Raw genomic sequence first — 18,630 nt, 5'->3', positions numbered from 1 at the left:
GACGTACGCCATGCGCCGCTACGGCAAGCACACCGACGAGGACGACATCCGCAGCCGTCCCAACCGCAAGGGCAACCGGCCGCGGACGAACATCCGGCCCAAGCACGAGGACGCGGCCGAGGGCATGGTCCTCACCGTCGACCGGGGGCGGCTGACCTGCCTGGTCGAGGACCGGGTCGTGATGGCGATGAAGGCGCGCGAGCTGGGCCGCAAGGCGGCCGTGGTGGGTGACCGGGTGGCCCTGGTCGGTGACCTGTCCGGCGCGAAGGACACGCTCGCGCGGATCGTCCGCATCGAGGAGCGGACGTCGGTGCTGCGCCGCACGGCCGACGACGACGATCCGTACGAGCGGGTGGTCGTCGCCAACGCCGACCAGCTGGCGATCGTCACGGCCCTGGCCGATCCCGAGCCCCGCCCCCGGCTGATCGACCGCTGCCTGGTCGCGGCCTTCGACGGCGGTCTGGAGCCGCTGCTGGTGATGACCAAGTCGGACCTGGCCCCGCCGGACAAGCTGCTGGAGCTGTACGGCGCCCTCGACATCCCGTACGTCGTCACCAGCCGGGGGGAACTGGAGAACGGGGACGCGGCGGACCGGGTCCGCGAACACCTCGACGGCAAGATCACCGCGTTCGTGGGCCACTCGGGCGTCGGCAAGACCACCCTGGTCAACGCGCTGGTGCCGAAGGAGCGCCGGCGTACGACGGGACACGTCAACGCGGTGACCGGCCGGGGCCGGCACACCACCACCTCCGCCCTCGCCCTGCCGCTGAGCGGTGCCGGGGGCTGGGTCGTCGACACACCGGGGGTCCGCTCCTTCGGGCTCGCGCACATCGACCCGTCCCGGGTGATCCACGCCTTCCCCGACCTCGAACCCGGCACGGCGGGCTGCCCGCGCGCGTGCAGCCACGACGAGCCGGACTGCGCGCTGGACGCGTGGGTCACGGAGGGGCACGCGGACCCGGCACGGCTGTACTCGCTGCGCCGGCTGCTGGCCACCAGGGAGCGCAAGGAAGGCGACTGAGCCTCGCGTTGTTTGCCGGGGTGCGAGGCCGGTAAGTGCATAATCGCACCGAGCCGGAGATCCGGATCAACGGGAGGACCGCACATGGCGTGGCTGCTGGTCATAGTGGCCGGGATACTGGAGACCGGCTTCGCCGTGTGCCTGAAGCTCTCGCACGGGTTCACGCGTCTGTGGCCGACGATCGCCTTCGCGTCGTTCGCCCTGGGCAGCTTCGGTCTGCTCACCCTGTCCCTGAGGAAGCTGGACGTCGGCCCGGCCTACGCCGTGTGGACCGGCATCGGCGCGGCGGGCACCGCCATCTACGGCATGGTCTTCCTCGGCGACCTGGTCTCCACCCTGAAGATCGTGTCCATCAGCCTGGTCATCATCGGGGTGATCGGGCTGCAGTTGTCGGGGTCGGCGCACTAGGGGGCGGGGCATGGGGGGCACGGGTCCGTCCCGGCACCACGACACGGGCCGCTGGCTGGTCCAGTACACCGGCCGGGTGCTGGTGGTCTGCCCGGGCTGCGGTGGCCGCGCGCTGGTCACCCCCCGGCCGGACCTGCCTGCGCCGCCGTACTTCAGCGAGCTGCTGTTCCTGCCGCGCCGGCTGACCTGCGCGGGCTGCGGCGCGATCGCCCACTGGACGGCGGACCCGCGCGGCCGGGGACTGGTCGGGGCCCAGCCGGGCGGCACCGAGGACCCCTTCTTCCGGCGGCCCCTGTGGCTCCAGACCCGGTGCCTCGGCCGCGTGCTGTGGGCCTGCAACGAGGAGCATCTCGAAGCGCTGACGGCCTACGTCGGTGCCGCGTTGCGCGAGCGGGGCCCCGCGCGTCCGACCATGGCGATGTTCGCGCGGCTGCCCCGGTGGATGAAGGAGTCCGGCCACCGTGCCGAGGTGCTGGCCGGCCTGGACCGGCTGCGGGACCTGGCCCGCCGCTCCGCGCCCGCCGACCGCTCCGACGCCGCGCACGAACGCGGGGACCGGCCCCGCCACTACGGGGCCGTGTACTTCCGGGGCGACCCCTACGAGGACGGTGTCTGAGGCCGCCCTCACACCAGGTGCCGTGGCAGCACCGCCCGTACCAGCTCGGCCATCCCGCCCTCCCCCGGCGGCGCCGCCACACAGGACAGGGCGAGGCGTACGACGAGCTCGCAGGAGCGGAGCAGTTCGGCGGTGTCGGCCGGGTCGGCGCCGGGACCGGCCAGCGCGGTCGCCGCGCGGTCCCGGACGATCCGCACGAGGTCGCGGGGCGCGGGCAGCGGCCCGTCCGCCCGGCGCTGCGCCGGTACCGCGGTGGTGGAGGGCACGGCGGTGAGCGGCGGGCTCGGCAGCCACTCGGTCCAGCAGCCGGTGAGCATGGCCCGGACGAGTACGTTGTCCCGGGCGGCGGTGGCCGTCCACTCGGCGGTGGCGGTGAGCCGGTCCGACGCCCCCGTGGGGCCGGCGAGGGCCCGCTCGACGCCGGCGAGGTATCCGTCGGCCTCCCGCCGCACCAGCGCCCGGGCCAGGCCGTCCTTGCTGCCGAACTCGTTGTACAGGGTCTGCCGGGACACCCCGGCCGACGCGGCCACGTCGACCATCCGCACGGCGGACCACGGCCGGCGCGCGAGCGCCGTGTACGCGGCGTCCAACAGGGACTCCCGGGCAGCAGGCATCCTCGCCTCCCTGGACCACACCGACTCTGCGCCCAGATTTGACGGGCTTGTATGCACTGTCAAGGGTTCGGGAGGGAGCGCGGGAGGCGTTCGGCCGCCCTCCCGCCGCGGGTCCGCCATGGCCCGCCGCGGGTCCGCCATGGCCCGTCGCGCGGTCCGCCTGGTCCCTCCGGGCTCTCCCCGCGCCCCCGGTGGCCCCGTACGGGCCCCGCCGGATACCGTTCCTCACATGCCCGACTACCTCGACGACCTGCGCCTCGCCCACGTCCTCGCGGACGCGGCCGACGCCGCCACCACGGCCCGCTTCAAGGCCCTCGACCTGAAGGTGGAGACGAAGCCGGACATGACCCCGGTGAGCGAGGCGGACAAGGCCGCGGAGGAACTCATCCGCGGCCGGCTCCAGCGCGCCCGCCCGCGGGATGCCGTCCTCGGCGAGGAGTACGGCATCGAGGGCACGGGCCCCCGCCGCTGGGTGATCGACCCGATCGACGGGACGAAGAACTACGTGCGGGGCGTCCCGGTCTGGGCCACCCTGATCTCCCTGATGGAGGCGGGCGAGGGCGGCTACCAGCCCGTCGTCGGCGTGGTCTCGGCCCCCGCGCTCGGCCGCCGCTGGTGGGCGGCGAAGGGCCACGGCGCCTTCACCGGCCGCAACCTCACCTCCGCGACCCGCATCCACGTCTCGCGCGTCGGCAAGCTCGCGGACGCCTCCTTCGCGTACTCCTCGCTCTCCGGCTGGGAGGAGCGCAGCCGCCTGGACGGCTTCCTGGATCTGTCCCGCCAGGTGTGGCGCACGCGCGCGTACGGTGACTTCTGGCCGTACATGATGGTCGCCGAGGGTTCCGTGGACATCTGCGCCGAGCCGGAGCTGTCGCTGTGGGACATGGCCGCCAACGCGATCATCGTGACGGAGGCGGGCGGCACGTTCACCGGCCTCGACGGCCGCCCGGGTCCGCACAGCGGCGACGCGGCGGCGTCCAACGGCCTGCTCCACGACGAGCTGCTGGAGTATCTCCGCCCGCGCCCGTGAGGAACGGGGAGAGGACCGGACGTACTCCCGCCACGCCCTCAACTGGCGCCGCGCGCCCCCTTGTTGACCCTCCCTTTACCTGGCACTCTGGGCCCACCCCCACTTGTGAACTTGTGAATCCCTGAACTTTCCCCAGGGATTCCTAGGAGGTGGTCCGTCCATGCTCGTCCGTGACGCCATGAGCACGGTGATTCTCACCCTCGGCCCCGCGCACACCCTCCGCGAGGCAGCCGCCCTGATGTCCGCCCGCCGCGTCGGCGCCGCCGTGGTCCTCGACCCGGACGCCGGCGGCATCGGCATCCTGACCGAACGCGACATCCTCAACTCCGTCGGCCTCGGGCAGAACCCGGACGCGGAGCGCACCCACGCCCACACCACCACCGACGTCGTCTTCGCCGCCCCCACCTGGACCCTGGAGGAGGCGGCCCGCGCCATGGCGCACGGCGGCTTCCGGCACCTCGTCGTCCTCGACCGCGGCGACGTTGCCGGGATCGTCTCGGTCCGCGACATCGTCCGCCGCTGGCTGCCGGCCCGCGAACCCACGCCCGCGCTGTGACATGCGAAGCGGGCCGGACCCCGAGCACCGTGGGGTCCGGCCCGCCCAGCCGCGAGGGCGGCCGGCTCAGCCGCGCAGCTCCCGCACCGCCGCTTCCAGCCGCTTGCCGAAGTCGGCGTCGGCGGCCGCGAAGTTGCCGATCGCGCGCTCGGCTATGTCCTCGCGCGAGACCTGCGAGATCGCGCCCGCGAGGTTGGCGATCAGCCGCTCCTTCTCCGCCTCCGACATCAGCCGGTACAGGTTGCCCGCCTGCACGAAGTCGTCGTCCTCGGCGTGCACGGGCGTCGGGTGGTTGCCGGTGCCGCCCGTGAAGCCGTCGAACGGCTGCCAGAGCGGACGGCCGGTCTGCTGCGGCCCGCCGAAGCTGTTCGGCTCGTAGTTCTTCGCACCGCCGTGCCGGCCGTCGTAGAGGAAGCCGTCACGGGAGTTGGTGCGCGCCTCGGTGGCGTGCGGGCGGTTCACCGGCAGGTGGTCGGCGTTGATGCCGACGCGGTAGCGGTGGGCGTCGCCGTAGGCGAAGAGCCGGCCCTGGAGCATCTTGTCGGGCGAGGGGCCGATACCGGGCACGAAGTGCGCCGGGGAGAAGATCGACTGCTCGACCTCGGCGAAGATGTTCCGCGGGTTGCGGTTCAGCTCCAGCTTGCCGATCTCGATGACCGGGTAGTCCGCGTGCGGCCACACCTTGGTCAGGTCGAACGGGTTGAAGCGGTACGTCGCCGCGTCCGCCGCCGGCATGATCTGCACGCCCACGGTCCAGCTCGGGAACTCCCCGCGCTCGATCGCCTCGCGCAGGTCGCGCTGGTGCGAGTCGGGGTCCTTGCCCGCGAGGACCTCCGCCTCCTCGGCGGTGAGGTTCTTGATCCCCTGGTCGGTCTTGAAGTGGTACTTGACCCAGAAGACCTCGCCGGCCGCGTTGTTCCACTGGTAGGTGTGCGAGCCGAAGCCGTCCATGTGCCGGTACGACGCGGGGATGCCGCGGTCGCCGAACAGCCAGGTGACCTGGTGCGTGGACTCCGGCGACAGCGACCAGAAGTCCCACACGTTGTCGGCCTCGGTGCTGCCGGTGTACGGGTCGCGCTTCTGGGTGTGGATGAAGTCCGGGAACTTGATCGCGTCCCGGATGAAAAAGACCGGGGTGTTGTTGCCGACGAGGTCGTAGTTGCCCTCCTCGGTGTAGAACTTCAGCGCGAAGCCGCGCGGGTCGCGGACGGCGTCCGCCGCGCCGAGGTTGCCGGCCACGGTCGAGAAGCGCAGGAAGACCTCGGTCTGCTTGCCGGGCTCGGAGAGGAACGCGGCGCGGGTGTACGGCGTGACATCGGCGGTCACGGTGAAGGTGCCGTACGCGCCGGCGCCACGGGCGTGCACCACGCGCTCCGGGATGCGCTCGCGGTTGAAGTGCGCCAGCTTCTCCAGCAGGAGCTGGTCCTGGACGAGGACCGGCCCGCCGACGCCTGCCGTCTCGCTGTTCTGGTTGTCGGCGACCGGGGCACCGGCCTCCGTGGTGAGCGGTCCCTGCGTCACGTACGCCTCCTGCGTCATCACTGACTAGTCCTGTCCTGTGGCCAAAGCCGGTTTCGATCCTACAATGGACATTGTCTAAGTCAAACGACGATCCAAAATCACACCTATTCCCGACCTGGGGACTCTTCCTGTTAGGCTGGTGGCCATGAGCGACCTTCTGGAACGGCTGCGTGGACGCGGATGGCGGATGACCGCGCAGCGACGCGTGGTGGCCGAGGTCCTGAACGGCGAGCACGTCCATCTGACGGCCGACGAGGTCCACGCACGGGCTGTCGCCAAGCTGCCCGAGATCTCCCGGGCGACCGTCTACAACACCCTGGGCGAGCTGGTCTCGCTCGGCGAGGTGCTGGAAGTCACGACGGACAAGCGCGCCAAGCGGTACGACCCGAACGCGCACCGGCCGCACCACCACCTGGTCTGCGCCCGGTGCGGCGCGATCCGCGACGTGCACCCGACCGGCAACCCCCTCGCCGACCTCCCCGACACCGAGCGCTTCGGCTTCGCGGTGTCGGACGTCGAGGTGACGTACCGGGGGCTGTGCCCGGACTGCGCGGGCGCGTAGTACACCCGCTTCCCTGGAGCCCCGGCATCCGCCGGGGCTCTTCGCGTATGCGGGTTGCCGGGTGCGTATGCGGGTGGCCGGTCGGTCGCGTATGCGGGTGGCCGGGTACGAAAACACCGAGGGCCGGAACCCATCTCTGGATTCCGGCCCTCGGCCTTCAGTAGCGGGGACAGGATTTGAACCTGCGACCTCTGGGTTATGAGCCCAGCGAGCTACCGAGCTGCTCCACCCCGCGTCGGTGAACTCGACACTACGTGAGTGAGGCATCGAGAAGCAAATCGGTTGGGGCCGGGGTGTCCGGCGTCACGCCGAGAGCTCCTCCCGCAGCGCGTCCCGCAGTCGTCCCGCCCGCTCGGACACCTCCGCCGGCCCCAGCGCGACCGCCCTGTCGGCCCACCGCTGCCCCTCCGCCAGCTCGCCGCGACGCGCGTAGACGAGGGCCAGCCGCAGCGCCGCCCGCCCGTGCCCGGCATCGGCGGCCCGGGTCCACCACACCGCCGCCTCGGGCTCGCTCCCCTCGCGGGCGAGCAGCAGCCCCAGGTTGAAGGCGCCGTTGCGCGACCCGGCCTCGGCCGCCGCCCGGTACCACCGCGCCGCCTCCACCACGTCGCCCCGCGCCGCCGCGAGCATGCCGACCCGCACCTGCGCCCGCCGGTGCCCCTGCGAGGCGGCACGCTCGTACCACTCCTCGCACTCGGTCTTCTCCTGCACGGTCTCGCCCAGCTCGTGCGCGGGCTCCGGCGGCCGCCGCGCGTCGAGCAGGGCGGCCAGCCGGTATGCGCCCTCCGCGCTGCCGCCGCCCGCCGCACAGCGCAGATGCCGTTCCGCCTCCTGCTCGTCGCCCTCGCGCAGCCGGGCGATCCCCACCTGGAGCGCGGCCTCGGCGTGCCCGGCGGCCGCCGCCCGCTCGTACCAGCGCAGCGCCATCTCGTCCTCACCGCGCCCGGCGTACAGGATGCCTAGGTTGAAGGCGGCGTCCACGCTCCCGGTCTCGGCGGCCTTGGAGAACCACGGCTCGGCCCCGGTCGTGTCGCCGTTCTGGAGCAGCAGGATGGCCAGCGCGTTCGCGGCCTCGCGGTGCCCGGCGTACGCGGCCCGCCGGTACCACTGCTCGGCCTGCGCGGTGCGGCCCTGCTCGGCGCAGAGGAGCCCGAGGTTGTAGGCGCCGTTGTCGTCACCGGCGTCCAGCGCGGCCCGGTACCACCGCTCGGCGGTCTGGGTCTCGCCGCGCTCGGCGTGCAGCGCGCCCAGCGCGTTGGCCGCGTTGCCGTCGCCGTCCTGGGCGGCGCGCAGCCACCACACGGCCGCGCTCTCGGTGTCGCCGGCGTCGCGCAGCAGGAAGCCGAGCGCGCAGGCGGCCCGCGGCTCGCCGTCCTTGGCGGAGGTCAGGTACCAGCGCCCGGCCTCCTTCAGCTCGCCGCGCTTCTCCAGGATGGCCCCGAGCTGGAGCGCGGCCCGCCGGTGCCCGCGCGCGGCGGCCTGCCGGTACCACTGCTCGGCCTCCGCGACAGCGTTGTCACCCCCGGTCTCCTCCCCGTGTCCGGCCGCGCGGTCGAGCGCGCGCGCCAGCCGGTAGGCGGCCTCGCGGTGTCCGCGCTCGGCGGCGGCACGCATCCAGTGCTCGGCGCCGACGTCCCCGCGGTGCTCCAGCAGGTCGGCGAGCGCGTAGGCGCCGAGGACATGGCCCTGCTCGGCGGACTGGCGCAGCCAGTACTCGGCGGCCGGCTCGTCACCGCGCTCCCGGTGGTGACGGCCGAGCGCGTGCGCGGCGGCGGCGGAACCGGCGACGGCGGCGATCCGCCACCAGCCGGCCGCCTCCTCGGGGTAGCCGCGCTGGTGCAGCAGGACGCCCAGGTTGTTGGCGGCGGCCCGGTCACCGGCCGCGGTGGCCGCGCGCAGGTGGGGTTCGGCTCCGTCCAGGTCGCCGCGGCGCAGCAGCATGGCCCCGAGGACGCTAGCCGCCTCGGCGTCACCGCTCTGCGCGGCGAGCGCGAGGCGCGTCTCCTCGCCGGCTTCCCCCATGTCCGCCAACTCGTCGCGGGCCGGCTCCGCGTCGGAAGGCTGCACAAATCGCCCTGACTCGAACAGAGTTGCCTTGTCCCCCATAACGTCCATCGTCGCACCACCTGCAACCTGGGTACACCCGGTATAACGCAGCCCGTGAGGTCACTTGAGCGTTTTGTCGACATGCCCACAGAGAGACAAGTCAAACACATACCGCCCAACTCCCCACGGCGGCGCGGCCGGTCCCTCCCCTCAGCACATGAGTTCGCACACCACGAAGGCCCGGATCCGTGTTGGATCCGGGCCTTCGACTTCAGTAGCGGGGACAGGATTTGAACCTGCGACCTCTGGGTTATGAGCCCAGCGAGCTACCGAGCTGCTCCACCCCGCGCCGTTGTGTGTCAACCGTACCACGGCGCGAGGGGGCCTTGATCAACTCCGGTTCTTGTCGCCGTTCTTGTCGCCGTTCTTGCCGCCCGTCTTGGACTGGGCCTCCTCGGCCCGCTTCAGCGCGTCCTGGAGATCCTTCTGCGCCTTGGCGTACGCGTCCCAGTCCGGTCCGTTCTTCAGCGCCTGCTGCCCGGCGTCGAACGCCTTCTGCGCGTCTTCCAGCGCCTGTTTGACCGTCGGACTGGCGGTGTTGGGCGGGGTCGTGGTGCCGGTCTGGGGCGGCCTGGCCGAGCCCTTCACGCCGAACACCTCGTCGAGGGCCTCGTCCAGGGTGTCCTTGAAGGCAGTCTTGCCCTCGTAGGTGACCAGAACCTTCCTCAGCAACGGGTACTTGAGCGAACCACCGCGGACGTAGACGGGCTCCGCGTACAGCAGGCCCCCGTCCAGTGGCACGGTCAGCAGATTGCCGTACTCCACCTTCGAGTGTCCGCGGCTGAGGAGGCTGATGGTCTCCGCGATGGCCGACTCGGAGTTGAACTGGCTCTGGACCTGTTTGGGGCCGTCGACGGTCGTGTTCGTCGGCAGCTTCAGGACTCTGATCCTGCCGTAGTCGCTGGTGCGCGGATCGGAGTCGACGGCCATGAAGGCGCTGAGGTTGTCCCGCCCGTTGGGCGTGAACGTCGTCGTCAGCGAGAACGCCTGCTCGCTCTGGCCCGGCATCTTCATGCTCAGGTAGTACGGCGGCACCGCGCTGCCCGAGTTGTTCGTCGGGTCGTCCGGGACCTGCCACACCTCGCTGCCGGTGAGGAACGTCTGCGCGTCCGTCACGTGGTAGCGGGTGAGCAGCTCCCGCTGCACCTTGAACAGGTCCTGCGGATAGCGCAGGTGGTCCATCAAGTCCGGGGAGATCGCGCTGCGCGGCTCCACCGTGTCGGGGAAGGCCTTCATCCAGGTCTTCAGCACCGGGTCCTGGGTGTCCCACTGGTACAGCTTGACCTCGCCGCTGTAGGCGTCGACGGTCGCCTTCACCGAGTTGCGGATGTAGTTGACCTGGTTCTGCTGGGCCACCACCGCGCGGGAGTTGTTCGTCGCGGTCAGCGAGTCGGCCGTCGTGTCACCGAGGGTCGTACGGGAGGCGTACGGGTAGCCGTTCGACGTGGTGTACGCGTCGACGATCCACTGGATGCGGCCGTTCACGACCGCCGGGTACGCGTCGCCGTCGATGGTCAGCCAGGGGGCCACCGCCTCCACGCGCTCCTTGGGCGTGCGGTTGTACAGGATCCGGGAGCCCTTGCCGATCGCGCCCGAGTAGAGGATCTGCGGCTCGTTGAACGCCACCGCGTACGCGGCCCGGTTGACCGGGTTGTCGAGGTTGACCCCGCTCTTGCCCTGGTAGCTGGTGGTCATCTCACGCTCGTTGTCGGAGTAGTCGACCTCCTTCTGGGGGCCTCCGACGATCGAGTACGTGGTGGTCTTCTCGCCGTAGTAGATCCGCTGTTCGTACGTCCCGAGGTCGCCCTGGGACGGCAGGTTCTTCTCGGTGAAGACCGGCCGGCCCTCGGAGTCCGCCTCGGTGCCCTTGGCGGCCACCACGCCGAAGCCGTGCGTGTAGCGGAAGTGGTCGTTGATCCAGTTGTTCTTCGGGATGCCGTCCAGGTTCAGTTCGCGCAGACCGATGACGGTGTCCTGCTCCTTGCCGTCCTTGGGGTACCGGTCGACGTCGAGGTTGGTCGGGAATCCGTAGTAGGCCTTGATCTGCTGGAGCTGCTGGAACGTCGGCGAGACGACGTTCGGGTCCATGATGCGGATGCTGGCCGTGGCGTCGACCTGGTCGCGCAGCTTCGTCTTGTCCGAGGTCGTGGACTTGCCCGGGTACTCGGAGACCTTGGCCTGGTCGATGCCGTACGCCTCGCGGGTCGCCTTCAGGTTCTTCTGGACGTACGGCGCCTCCTTGGCCTGCTCGTTCGGCTGGACCTGGAACTTCTGCACGATGGCCGGGTACAGGCCGCCGATCAGGATCGCCGACAGCACCATCAGGCCGAAGCCGATGACCGGGAGCTGCCAGGTGCGCCGCCACAGGGTGGCGAAGAACAGCAGCGCGCAGATGACGGCGATGCAGAACAGGATCGTCTTGGCCGGCAGGTAGGCGTTGGCGTCGACGTAGCGCAGTCCGGTCCAGTTGCCGGTCGCCTTGAAGTCGCTGGACTTGACCGCGAGGCCGTACCGGTCGAGCCAGTAGGCGACCGCCTTGAGGGCGACGAAGATGCCGAGCAGCACCGACAGGTGGCCGGTCGCGGCGGCGGTGGCGCGGGCCCCCGGGCTGGTGACGCGCAGCCCGCCGTACAGGTAGTGCGTGAGCGCGGCGGTGATCAGGCACAGGATGGCGGCGGCGAAGCCGAAGCCCAGCAGGAAGCGGTACCAGGGCAGGTCGAAGGCGTAGAAGGATACGTCGAGGTGGAACTGCGGGTCCTTCTGGTGGAAGGGCACGCCGTTCACCCACATCAGCCAGGTCCGCCACTGGCTCGACGCGGAGGCGCCCGCGATCAGCCCGACCAGGGCGGTGACGGCGAGCAGCAGCCACTTCTTGTACGGCGCGATGGCCATGCGGTAGCGGTCGAGGCTCTGCTGCTCCATGGACATGGCGCTGAGCGGCGGCCGCAGCCGGTGCGCGAGCCAGATGTTCAGGCCGACCGCGGCCGCCATCAGCAGGCCGAAGACGAAGAACAGCCCGATCTTGGTCGACAGGGTGGTGGTGAACACGGACGAGTAGTGCACCGACCGGTACCACAGCCAGTCCGTCCAGAAGCCCGCGAACATGGTGAACGCCATGCCGAGCACGGCGAGCACGCCCAGTGTCACGAGCAGGGCCCTCACCCTCCGGGACGGGCGGCCCGCTCTGATCCGTGGCCCCGTCGGGCCTCCGCCGCGGTCCGGCATCTGGAAAGCCAAGGTGCGCACCTCGAAGTTCGCTGTCGATCCGTCAGACCCTCGGGTTCGCGGGCCCGCCGTGGCCCCCCGTGATCGCGGGCCCACACCTATGCAACTTACTCACGGTTTACTCGGTTCCCGATTCCGGCCGGGAACGAGGCAGGATTGTGACCATGTCCAACACTCCCATGGCAGCGAGCCCGCTCACCCGGGCCGTACTCGAAATCGACGAGTACGTCTCCGGCCTCGGCTGGGACCAGCCCGCTCGCCTCTTCGCCCTCGTAGACACCGCACGGCTGCGGGCTCAGGAACCTTCGCTCGCGGCCCAGCTGGGCCTGGAGGACGAGTCCGAGACCGTCGGTCTCACCCCGATCGAGCAGGACGAGCTGCCGTCCGGCAAGCCCCTCGACGAGTTCCTCGGCACCATCGCCTGGCCCGACGCCGTGACCGGCTGCGCGCTCGCGGTGGAGCGCCTGATGCTGCCGCCGTCCGCCGAGGCCCAGGTCCCCTCCGGTCTGGACGAGGCCGGGCTGGCCAGGTGGGTGGCCGAGCACCCCGAGCGCCAGGAGGTCCGGATGACGGTGGCCGTGCTGCGCGACGGCAGCCGCGAGTCGGCGCTGCGGCTGCGGGAGAAGGACTCCCCGACGGAGGTCCTGACCGGCCCCGACCTGGTGCCGGGCCTGGCGGACGCCCTGGCGGCGACGTTCGCGGACTGATCCCGCCCCTCGGGGGTACGGCGCCGGGGGCGCCCCTGGTGGTCAGGGGCGCCCCCAGCCGTGTCACGGCCCGCTCAGCCCTTGGCGGTGCACTTCGGCAGGGCGGCGGTGTCCCCGCTGCGGATGTCCTTCAGCGCGTCGAGCGCGTCACCGATGGTCTTGACCTTGACCAGGGTGAGCCCGTCCGGGGTGTCCTTGGCGGCCGCCGCGCAGTTGTCGGCGGGGGTCAGGAAGTACCGGGCGCCGCGGTCGCGCGCGCCGACGGTCTTCATCTCGATGCCGCCGATCGGGCCGACCGTGCCGTTGTCGTCGATGGTGCCGGTGCCGGCGACGAACTTCCCGCCGGTGAGGCTGCCCGGGGTGAGCTTGTCGTAGATGCCGAGGGCGAACATCAGGCCGGCGCTGGGCCCGCCGACGTCGGCGAGCTTGATGTCGATGGTGAACGGGAAGGTGTGGTCGGTCCCGGCGGAGATGCCGACGATGGCCCGCTTGGGCCCGGTGTCGTCGGAGGTCGTCGTCGTGATCGTGACGTCCTGCGTCCTGGTCGCCACCCTGTTCGCCTTCTCGGCGGCGGCCTGCTCCTTGGCGGGCACGACGGTGAAGACGACCTTCTGCCCCGGCTTGTGCTTGGTGACCAGCTTGGCGACGTCGGACGGCTGCTTGATCACCGTGCCGTCGACGGCCTTGATCACGTCACCGGCGTGCAGCGTGCCCTCGGCCGGGGAGCCCTTGACGACCGTGGAGACGATCACCCAGGACTTCACCGGGACGCCCAGCTCCTTCAGGGCGGCGACCTTGGCACTCTCCTGGGACTGGCTGAACTCCTCGGCGTTCTCCTGGGTGGACTGCTCCTCCGTCTTGCCGTCCGGGTACAGCGTGTCGTGCGGGATGACCTTGCTGTCGTGGGCGAGCCAGCCGTAGACGGCCTCCACCAGGTTCATCTGGTAGTCGGCCCCGGTGACCCGGACGGTCGTCATGTTCAGATGGCCGTCCGTCGGGTAGATCTTGTGCCCCGAGATCTGCAGCACCGGCTCGCCGTCGTGCTCCCCGAGCGTGTTCACGGTCGGGCCGGGAGACATCTCCGCGTACGGCACGGGGATGAGGACTCCCGCGCACAGGAGCGCGATCAGCATCAGGGTCGAGGCGAGCATCGTCGCGGTGCGGCGTGGCATGTCACGACAGTACGGGACGCCTGTGTCGGCGCACCGTCAGGGCACCCCCGTCAGGCGCCGCGCGCACCCGTGTGGGACTTCTCCATGGCCTCGCGGAACCGGGCGTATCCGTCCAGCTCAGGGCCGTCGCTCCGCGTCTTGCGGGTCCGGTTGGCCCACGTTCCCCACAGCCCGCCGCCGATCGCGGCCACCAGCGGGATCAGCAGCCAGACAAGCACCCCCATGCCGACCTCCCATACGCCACGAGCGTCCGCAAATGACTGATCAGCAGATTAACCGTCTGCACGGACAACGCTCACGCTAGGGTGCCGGTTACGCAACCGGAGCAGACGTGTGCCGGGTGTGACGCCTTCGGGGGACCCCGGAAGACCAGACGGATCAGCGGACGGGCGCGGGACGAGGAGCGGCGGACACTGGGCGGGGTGGACGGGCGGGGCTGCGGGGGCCGGGCTGGGGGCTGCGGGGGCCGGGCTGGGGGCTGCGGGGGCCGGGCTGGGGGCTGCGGGGGCCGGGCTGGGGGCTGCGGGGGCCGGGTCGTCGGGCTGGAGGCTGCGGGGGCCGGGCCGAGGTGTACGGGCGCAGGGCGGGGCTGCGGGCGCTGGGCCGGGTCGTCGGGCCGCGGCTGACGCGGACCCGGCGGTGGCTGCGGGGGCCGCGCGAGGGCTGCGGGTGCCGGGCGAGGGCTGCGGGTGCCGGGCGAGGGCTGCGGGTGCCGGGCGAAGACAGCAAGCGCAAGCTAGCGGGTCAGCGGGTGCCGGGCCGGGGCCAGCGGGCTCCGGACCGGAGCCGGGAGGCGCCAGGGCGCGCCGGCCGGGAGTCAGCGGCGGCCGGGCCCGGGTCGGCAGGCGGCCGTTCGGGAACGACTGGCTCCGGCCGGATCAGCAGGCGCTCGCGCCAGGATCAGCCGACGGCCGGGCCGGGAAGCGGCAGGCGGGCGTTCGGGAACGGCGGGCTCCGGCCGGATCAGCAGGCGCCCGACCAGGATCAGCCGGCGGCCGGGCCGGGAAGCGGCAGGCGGGCCCGTCAGGATCTGGCGCCGGTCAGGCGTCAGCAGGCGCCGACCCACTCCTCCGTGCCGTCCGAGAACTTCTGGTGCTTCCAGATGGGCACCTCGTGCTTGAGGTCGTCGATCAGCTTGCGGCAGGCGTCGAAGGCCTCCGCGCGGTGCGGGCAGGCCACGGCGACGACGACGGCCAGATCCCCGACCCGGAGGTCCCCCACCCGGTGGACGGCGGCCAGCGCCCGCACGGGGTGGTCGGCGACGACCTTCTCGGCGATCCGCCGCATCTCGGCCTCGGCACTCGGGTGGCAGGAGTACCCGAGCGCGTCCACGTCGGCACCCCCGTCGTGGTTCCGCACGGTCCCCACGAACAGTGCGACGCCCCCGGCCGCGTCGTCGCCGACGGCCTGGAACACCTCGTCCACGGAGAGCGGGGTCTCCCGGATGCCGATCAGCTTGATGGGGTCCTGTGCCGCCTGCTCACCGGGGTGATCGTTCGTATGCGCCATGCCCCCATCGTGCCTCACGGGTGTGACACCGTGGAATACGAGTTTCCGCAGGCACGCGCGCGGGACGCTTGGAGGCTCCTACAGAGCAGCTTCCGCATCGGCCGCTCCCCGCACGTCAGACGCGTCGCCGGGCCTTCCGGGCGCGCCGTACGACGGCCGCCGCGCCGAGCAGGGCGACCGTCGCCCCGGCCGCACCAGCTGCCGTCGCGTCCTTCCGCCCCAGCCGCCGCCCGGCCACCGTGTGCCGGCCGGACACCTCCTCCAGCAGCTCGGCGAGCACCTCCTCGTTGGTCCACTTCGGCCGCCATCCGGAGTCGTGGAGCCGGCTCCCGCTGACCACCCAGGGGTACATCGTGTAGGCGAGGTCGCCCGCCGGGGACGGGGTGAGCCCGATCCGGTGCAGCCGGGCCGCCGCGCCGAGCGCGACCGCCGAGGGCAGCTCCATCCGCCGGATGCCGCTCAGCTCCTCGACCTCCTCCTGCTCCAGCCACCCGTCGCAGCCGACGGCCAGTTCCCCGTCGACCTTCTCCAGCACGGCGTACTCCAGGGCGCTGCACAGGTCCTCGACATGGCAGAACTGCCACGCGGGCCGCGACCCGGCCACGACCAGCAGCCGCGGCGACTCGAAGTACCTGGTCAGCGCGGTGTCCGTGCCGCCGACCAGCACGGCCGGCCGTACCACGGTGACGTTCAGGCCCGGATGCGCGCGCGGAGCCCGCCGCGCCAGGCGTTCGATCTCCAGCAGGTCGCCGACGCCGGTCGCCTCGGCGGTGGCGCGCAGCTCGGCGTCCTCCGACAGGGGCAGCTCGTTGTCGGGCAGCGCGCCGTAGACCATCGCGGAGGTGCACAGCACCACCCGGTGCACGCCGGCCGCCGCGGCGGCGGTCAGGACGGTCTGTGTCCCCCGGACGTTGTAAGCGGTGCGCGCCGCCGGATCGGTCTCCAGGTCGAGGTCGAGCGCGAGGTGGACGACGACGTCGGCGCCCCGCAGCTTGTCGGCGATGGCGGGGTCGCGGACGTCGAGGATGTGCCACTGCGCGTCGGCGCACTCGCCGCGCCGTTCGTCGATGGCGAGGACCTGTCTGATCTCCTCCGACGCGGCCAGTCGCTCGGTGAGCAGGGCGCCGACCCCGGTGGCGGCGCCGGTCACCGCGACGACGGGCCCGCGCACGGCAGTCGTCTCGCCGGCGCGCAGCGCCGTCGTCGAGGGGCGGTGGTCGGGCGACGGGTGGGCTGAGAGGTTTCGCGCTGCGCGAACCTGCGGATCTGGGGAACTCACCGGGCGTCTCCAGCGGTTGTCTTCAGTACGGGCGCGAGTGACGCGTACGTACCAGGTGCATCCATCCTGCCGCAGGCGTTCCGTGGGCGAAGCACCGAGGCCCGATCGGGTCGGGGTGTCTACGCTGGGTGGTGTTGTCGGGCAGCCGCGCCGCCGGAGCGAAACCGGTGGCCTTACCAGCCGAGGAATCCCGTGAGTGACACCCCATTCGGTTTCGGCCTTCCGCCGGAGGAGCCGGAAGACGGCGACGAGGGCAAGAAGAAGGACCAGCAGAGCGGTGGTGGGCAGGGACCGGCCAATCCGTTCGGTTTCGGCGGCCTGCCCGGAGCCGGCGGCTTTGGCGGCCCCGGCGCCGACAACCCGCTCGCAGCCATGTTCGGTTCCCTGAACCCCACCGACCTGGGCGCCGCGTTCCAGCAGCTCGGCCAGATGCTGTCGTACGAGGGCGGCCCGGTGAACTGGGACATGGCCAAGCAGATCGCCCGCCAGACGGTCGCCCAGGGCACGTCGGACGGCACGAAGGACGCGAGCGTCGGCCCCGCCGAGCGCAGGGCGGTGGAGGAGGCCGTCCGCCTCGCCGACCTGTGGCTGGACGACGCGACGTCCCTGCCGTCGGGCTCCGGCTCGGCGGTGGCCTGGTCGCGCGCGGAGTGGGTCGAGGCGACCCTGCCCGCCTGGCAGGAGCTGGTCGACCCGGTCGCCGAGCGGGTCGGCGCGGCCATGGGCGACGTGCTGCCGGAGGAGATGCAGGCCATGGCGGGCCCGCTGATCGGCATGATGCGTTCGATGGGCGGCGCCATGTTCGGCACCCAGATCGGGCAGGCCGTGGGCGTGCTCGCGGGCGAGGTCGTCGGCTCGACCGACATCGGTCTGCCGCTGGGCCCGGCCGGCAAGGCCGCGCTGCTCCCGGCCAACGTGCAGGCGTTCGGCAAGGACCTGAGCGTCCCGCAGGAGGAGGTGCGGCTGTACCTGGCGCTGCGCGAGGCCGCGCACCAGCGGCTGTTCGCGCACGTGCCGTGGCTGCGCTCGCACCTGTTCGGCGCGGTCGACGGCTACGCGCGCGGCATCAAGGTCGACACGGCCAAGCTGGAGGACGTGGTCGGCCAGTTCGACCCGCAGAACCCGGAGCAGTTGCAGGACGCGCTCCAGCAGGGCATGTTCCAGCCGGAGGACACGCCCGAGCAGAAGGCCGCCCTGGCCCGTCTGGAGACCGCTCTGGCGCTCGTGGAGGGCTGGGTGGACGCGGTGGTCCACGCCGCCGCGAAGCCGCGCCTGTCGTCCGCCGACGCCCTGCGCGAGACGCTGCGCCGCCGCCGCGCGACCGGTGGCCCGGCGGAGCAGACGTTCGCCACGCTGATCGGCCTGGAGCTGCGTCCGCGCCGGTTGCGTGACGCCTCCCGTCTGTGGGCCTCGCTCACGGACGCGCGCGGGGTCGACGGCCGGGACGGCCTGTGGGCGCACCCGGACATGCTGCCGACCGCGACCGACCTGGACGACCCGGACGGCTTCGTCCACCGCGAGCAGCTGGACTTCTCCGAGCTGGACAAGATGCTCGGCGAGGCGGCGGGCGGCTCGGCGGGCAAGCCGGACCTGAGCAAGAGGGACGAGGGCGACAAGGGCGAGGCCGAGGGCGACGACGGCAAGGGCGACGACGCCGAGTGAGCCTGTACGACGACGCGGTCCTCGTCCTGAAGGGGTACGAGGGCCAGGAAGAGCTGCGCCAGGCCTACCTGGACCATCTGGCGGCCCACCCGGACGGCCTGTGGAAGGCCTGCCACGCCGGTCATCTCACGGCCAGCGCCCTGGTGGTCGATCCCGAGCGTGGCCGGGTGCTGCTCACGCTGCACCGGAAGCTGCGGATGTGGCTGCAGATGGGCGGCCACTGCGAGCCGGGCGACCCGACGCTTGAGGCGGCGGCCCTGCGGGAGGCGACCGAGGAGTCCGGCATCACCGGGCTGACGCTGTTTCCCGGTGGCCCGGTGCGGCTGGACCGGCACCCGATCCCGCCGCCGTGCCACTGGCACCTCGACGTGCAGTACGCGGTCCTGGCCCCGCCCGGCGCGGTGCACGGGATCAGCGACGAGTCCCTCGACCTGCGCTGGTACGCCTACGACGAGGTGGCCGGCGTGGCGGACGAGTCAGTCGTACGGCTGCTGGAAGCGACCCGCGCCCGCCTGTGACCACAGGCGAGGGGCGACCACCGTGGGCGGTCGCCCCTCGCGTCGGGCGGTCCGTCGCGCCCCTCCGGGGGCGCGGGGACCGCGCGGCCGGCCACACACGGACCGCAGCCGAACGCGGCCGACG

17 protein-coding genes and 2 tRNA genes are annotated in these 18,630 nt (G+C 72.1%); 9 read left to right on the top strand and 10 right to left on the bottom strand.

Annotation, left to right across the window (positions count from 1 at the left end):
• Positions 1-10 precede the first annotated feature (10 nt).
• The 3 genes from rsgA (at position 11) to ACH4LD_RS27160 (ending at position 2,045) form a co-directional block, all read left to right on the top strand.
• Entirely contained in the window at positions 11-1,021 is a 1,011-nt protein-coding gene (gene rsgA / locus ACH4LD_RS27170) for a ribosome small subunit-dependent GTPase A (RefSeq protein ID WP_398056127.1), read from the top strand.
• Between the two features lie 84 nt (positions 1,022-1,105).
• Positions 1,106-1,429, top strand: coding sequence for a multidrug efflux SMR transporter (locus ACH4LD_RS27165; RefSeq protein ID WP_103812495.1), 324 nt, complete (start codon positions 1,106-1,108; stop codon positions 1,427-1,429).
• A gap of 10 nt (positions 1,430-1,439) precedes the next feature.
• A complete protein-coding gene (locus ACH4LD_RS27160) occupies positions 1,440-2,045 on the top strand; it encodes a hypothetical protein (RefSeq protein ID WP_398056128.1) in 606 nt (201 codons plus the stop codon).
• An 8-nt stretch (positions 2,046-2,053) separates the two neighbouring features.
• On the opposite strand, the gene ACH4LD_RS27155 is transcribed toward ACH4LD_RS27160, so the two are convergent.
• Complete coding sequence (locus tag ACH4LD_RS27155) at positions 2,054-2,659, bottom strand: TetR/AcrR family transcriptional regulator (protein WP_398056129.1); 606 nt, start codon at positions 2,657-2,659, stop codon at positions 2,054-2,056.
• A 229-nt stretch (positions 2,660-2,888) separates the two neighbouring features.
• Here ACH4LD_RS27155 and hisN point away from each other — a divergent pair, with 229 nt between their 5' ends.
• Both hisN and ACH4LD_RS27145 read left to right on the top strand, forming a co-directional pair.
• Complete coding sequence (gene hisN / locus ACH4LD_RS27150; RefSeq protein ID WP_132788562.1) at positions 2,889-3,689, top strand: histidinol-phosphatase; 801 nt, start codon at positions 2,889-2,891, stop codon at positions 3,687-3,689.
• A 160-nt stretch (positions 3,690-3,849) separates the two neighbouring features.
• Complete coding sequence (locus ACH4LD_RS27145; protein ID WP_103812491.1) at positions 3,850-4,245, top strand: cyclic nucleotide-binding/CBS domain-containing protein; 396 nt, start codon at positions 3,850-3,852, stop codon at positions 4,243-4,245.
• 66 nt (positions 4,246-4,311) lie between these two features.
• Here ACH4LD_RS27145 and ACH4LD_RS27140 read toward each other — a convergent pair whose 3' ends face one another.
• Positions 4,312-5,766, bottom strand: a complete 1,455-nt coding sequence (locus ACH4LD_RS27140; protein ID WP_132788561.1) for a catalase — start codon at positions 5,764-5,766, stop codon at positions 4,312-4,314.
• Between the two features lie 145 nt (positions 5,767-5,911).
• Here ACH4LD_RS27140 and ACH4LD_RS27135 point away from each other — a divergent pair, with 145 nt between their 5' ends.
• Positions 5,912-6,328 carry a Fur family transcriptional regulator gene (locus tag ACH4LD_RS27135; RefSeq protein WP_132788560.1) on the top strand — a complete coding sequence of 139 codons (417 nt, stop codon included), beginning with the start codon at positions 5,912-5,914 and terminating at the stop codon, positions 6,326-6,328.
• Between the two features lie 161 nt (positions 6,329-6,489).
• Here ACH4LD_RS27135 and ACH4LD_RS27130 read toward each other — a convergent pair.
• From ACH4LD_RS27130 to ACH4LD_RS27115, 4 genes are all read right to left on the bottom strand, one after another.
• A tRNA-Met gene (locus ACH4LD_RS27130) sits at positions 6,490-6,563 on the bottom strand.
• Between the two features lie 68 nt (positions 6,564-6,631).
• Positions 6,632-8,443: a tetratricopeptide repeat protein gene (locus ACH4LD_RS27125; protein WP_207928519.1), complete on the bottom strand. Its 1,812-nt coding sequence runs from the start codon at positions 8,441-8,443 to the stop codon at positions 6,632-6,634.
• A 206-nt stretch (positions 8,444-8,649) separates the two neighbouring features.
• Positions 8,650-8,723 (bottom strand) — tRNA-Met (locus tag ACH4LD_RS27120).
• Between the two features lie 41 nt (positions 8,724-8,764).
• Positions 8,765-11,659 (bottom strand): UPF0182 family protein, encoded by a 2,895-nt coding sequence (locus ACH4LD_RS27115; protein WP_398056190.1) that lies wholly within the window; start codon positions 11,657-11,659, stop codon positions 8,765-8,767.
• A gap of 164 nt (positions 11,660-11,823) precedes the next feature.
• Between ACH4LD_RS27115 and ACH4LD_RS27110 the strand changes: the two genes are divergently transcribed.
• Complete coding sequence (locus ACH4LD_RS27110; protein ID WP_165951754.1) at positions 11,824-12,366, top strand: PPA1309 family protein; 543 nt, start codon at positions 11,824-11,826, stop codon at positions 12,364-12,366.
• A gap of 74 nt (positions 12,367-12,440) precedes the next feature.
• On the opposite strand, the gene ACH4LD_RS27105 is transcribed toward ACH4LD_RS27110, so the two are convergent.
• From ACH4LD_RS27105 to ACH4LD_RS27090, 4 genes are all read right to left on the bottom strand, one after another.
• Positions 12,441-13,538: a PDZ domain-containing protein gene (locus ACH4LD_RS27105; protein ID WP_398056130.1), complete on the bottom strand. Its 1,098-nt coding sequence runs from the start codon at positions 13,536-13,538 to the stop codon at positions 12,441-12,443.
• Positions 13,539-13,588: 50 nt separating this feature from the next.
• On the bottom strand, positions 13,589-13,762 hold the full coding sequence (locus ACH4LD_RS27100) for a hypothetical protein (protein WP_165951753.1): 174 nt from the start codon (positions 13,760-13,762) through the stop codon (positions 13,589-13,591).
• Positions 13,763-14,585: 823 nt separating this feature from the next.
• Positions 14,586-15,047 carry a molybdenum cofactor biosynthesis protein MoaE gene (locus tag ACH4LD_RS27095; protein WP_014674870.1) on the bottom strand — a complete coding sequence of 154 codons (462 nt, stop codon included), beginning with the start codon at positions 15,045-15,047 and terminating at the stop codon, positions 14,586-14,588.
• Positions 15,048-15,162: 115 nt separating this feature from the next.
• Entirely contained in the window at positions 15,163-16,326 is a 1,164-nt protein-coding gene (locus tag ACH4LD_RS27090; RefSeq protein ID WP_398056131.1) for an SDR family oxidoreductase, read from the bottom strand.
• 192 nt (positions 16,327-16,518) lie between these two features.
• Here ACH4LD_RS27090 and ACH4LD_RS27085 point away from each other — a divergent pair, with 192 nt between their 5' ends.
• Positions 16,519-17,988, top strand: coding sequence for a zinc-dependent metalloprotease (locus tag ACH4LD_RS27085; protein ID WP_398056132.1), 1,470 nt, complete (start codon positions 16,519-16,521; stop codon positions 17,986-17,988).
• On the top strand, positions 17,985-18,506 hold the full coding sequence (locus ACH4LD_RS27080; protein ID WP_398056133.1) for an NUDIX hydrolase: 522 nt from the start codon (positions 17,985-17,987) through the stop codon (positions 18,504-18,506). Before ACH4LD_RS27085 ends, ACH4LD_RS27080 begins: the two co-directional genes overlap by 4 nt.
• Positions 18,507-18,630 lie beyond the last annotated feature (124 nt).

This window comes from Streptomyces sp. NPDC017676 (assembly GCF_044329325.1).
Classification (GTDB): Bacteria; Actinomycetota; Actinomycetes; order Streptomycetales; family Streptomycetaceae; genus Streptomyces.
This window is presented reverse-complemented; position numbering and strand designations above follow the sequence as displayed.

Bases quoted from the DNA above. Each gene is read 5' to 3' on its own strand.
- rsgA (WP_398056127.1), top strand. From the start codon at position 11: ATGCGCCGCTACGGCAAGCACACCGACGAGGACGACATCCGCAGCCGT.
- ACH4LD_RS27165 (WP_103812495.1), top strand. From the start codon at position 1,106: ATGGCGTGGCTGCTGGTCATAGTGGCCGGGATACTGGAGACCGGCTTC.
- ACH4LD_RS27160 (WP_398056128.1), top strand. From the start codon at position 1,440: ATGGGGGGCACGGGTCCGTCCCGGCACCACGACACGGGCCGCTGGCTG.
- ACH4LD_RS27155 (WP_398056129.1), bottom strand. From the start codon at position 2,659: ATGCCTGCTGCCCGGGAGTCCCTGTTGGACGCCGCGTACACGGCGCTC.
- hisN (WP_132788562.1), top strand. From the start codon at position 2,889: ATGCCCGACTACCTCGACGACCTGCGCCTCGCCCACGTCCTCGCGGAC.
- ACH4LD_RS27145 (WP_103812491.1), top strand. From the start codon at position 3,850: ATGCTCGTCCGTGACGCCATGAGCACGGTGATTCTCACCCTCGGCCCC.
- ACH4LD_RS27135 (WP_132788560.1), top strand. From the start codon at position 5,912: ATGAGCGACCTTCTGGAACGGCTGCGTGGACGCGGATGGCGGATGACC.
- ACH4LD_RS27125 (WP_207928519.1), bottom strand. From the start codon at position 8,443: ATGGACGTTATGGGGGACAAGGCAACTCTGTTCGAGTCAGGGCGATTT.
- ACH4LD_RS27115 (WP_398056190.1), bottom strand. From the start codon at position 11,659: ATGCCGGACCGCGGCGGAGGCCCGACGGGGCCACGGATCAGAGCGGGC.
- ACH4LD_RS27110 (WP_165951754.1), top strand. From the start codon at position 11,824: ATGTCCAACACTCCCATGGCAGCGAGCCCGCTCACCCGGGCCGTACTC.
- ACH4LD_RS27105 (WP_398056130.1), bottom strand. From the start codon at position 13,538: ATGCCACGCCGCACCGCGACGATGCTCGCCTCGACCCTGATGCTGATC.
- ACH4LD_RS27100 (WP_165951753.1), bottom strand. From the start codon at position 13,762: ATGGGGGTGCTTGTCTGGCTGCTGATCCCGCTGGTGGCCGCGATCGGC.
- ACH4LD_RS27095 (WP_014674870.1), bottom strand. From the start codon at position 15,047: ATGGCGCATACGAACGATCACCCCGGTGAGCAGGCGGCACAGGACCCC.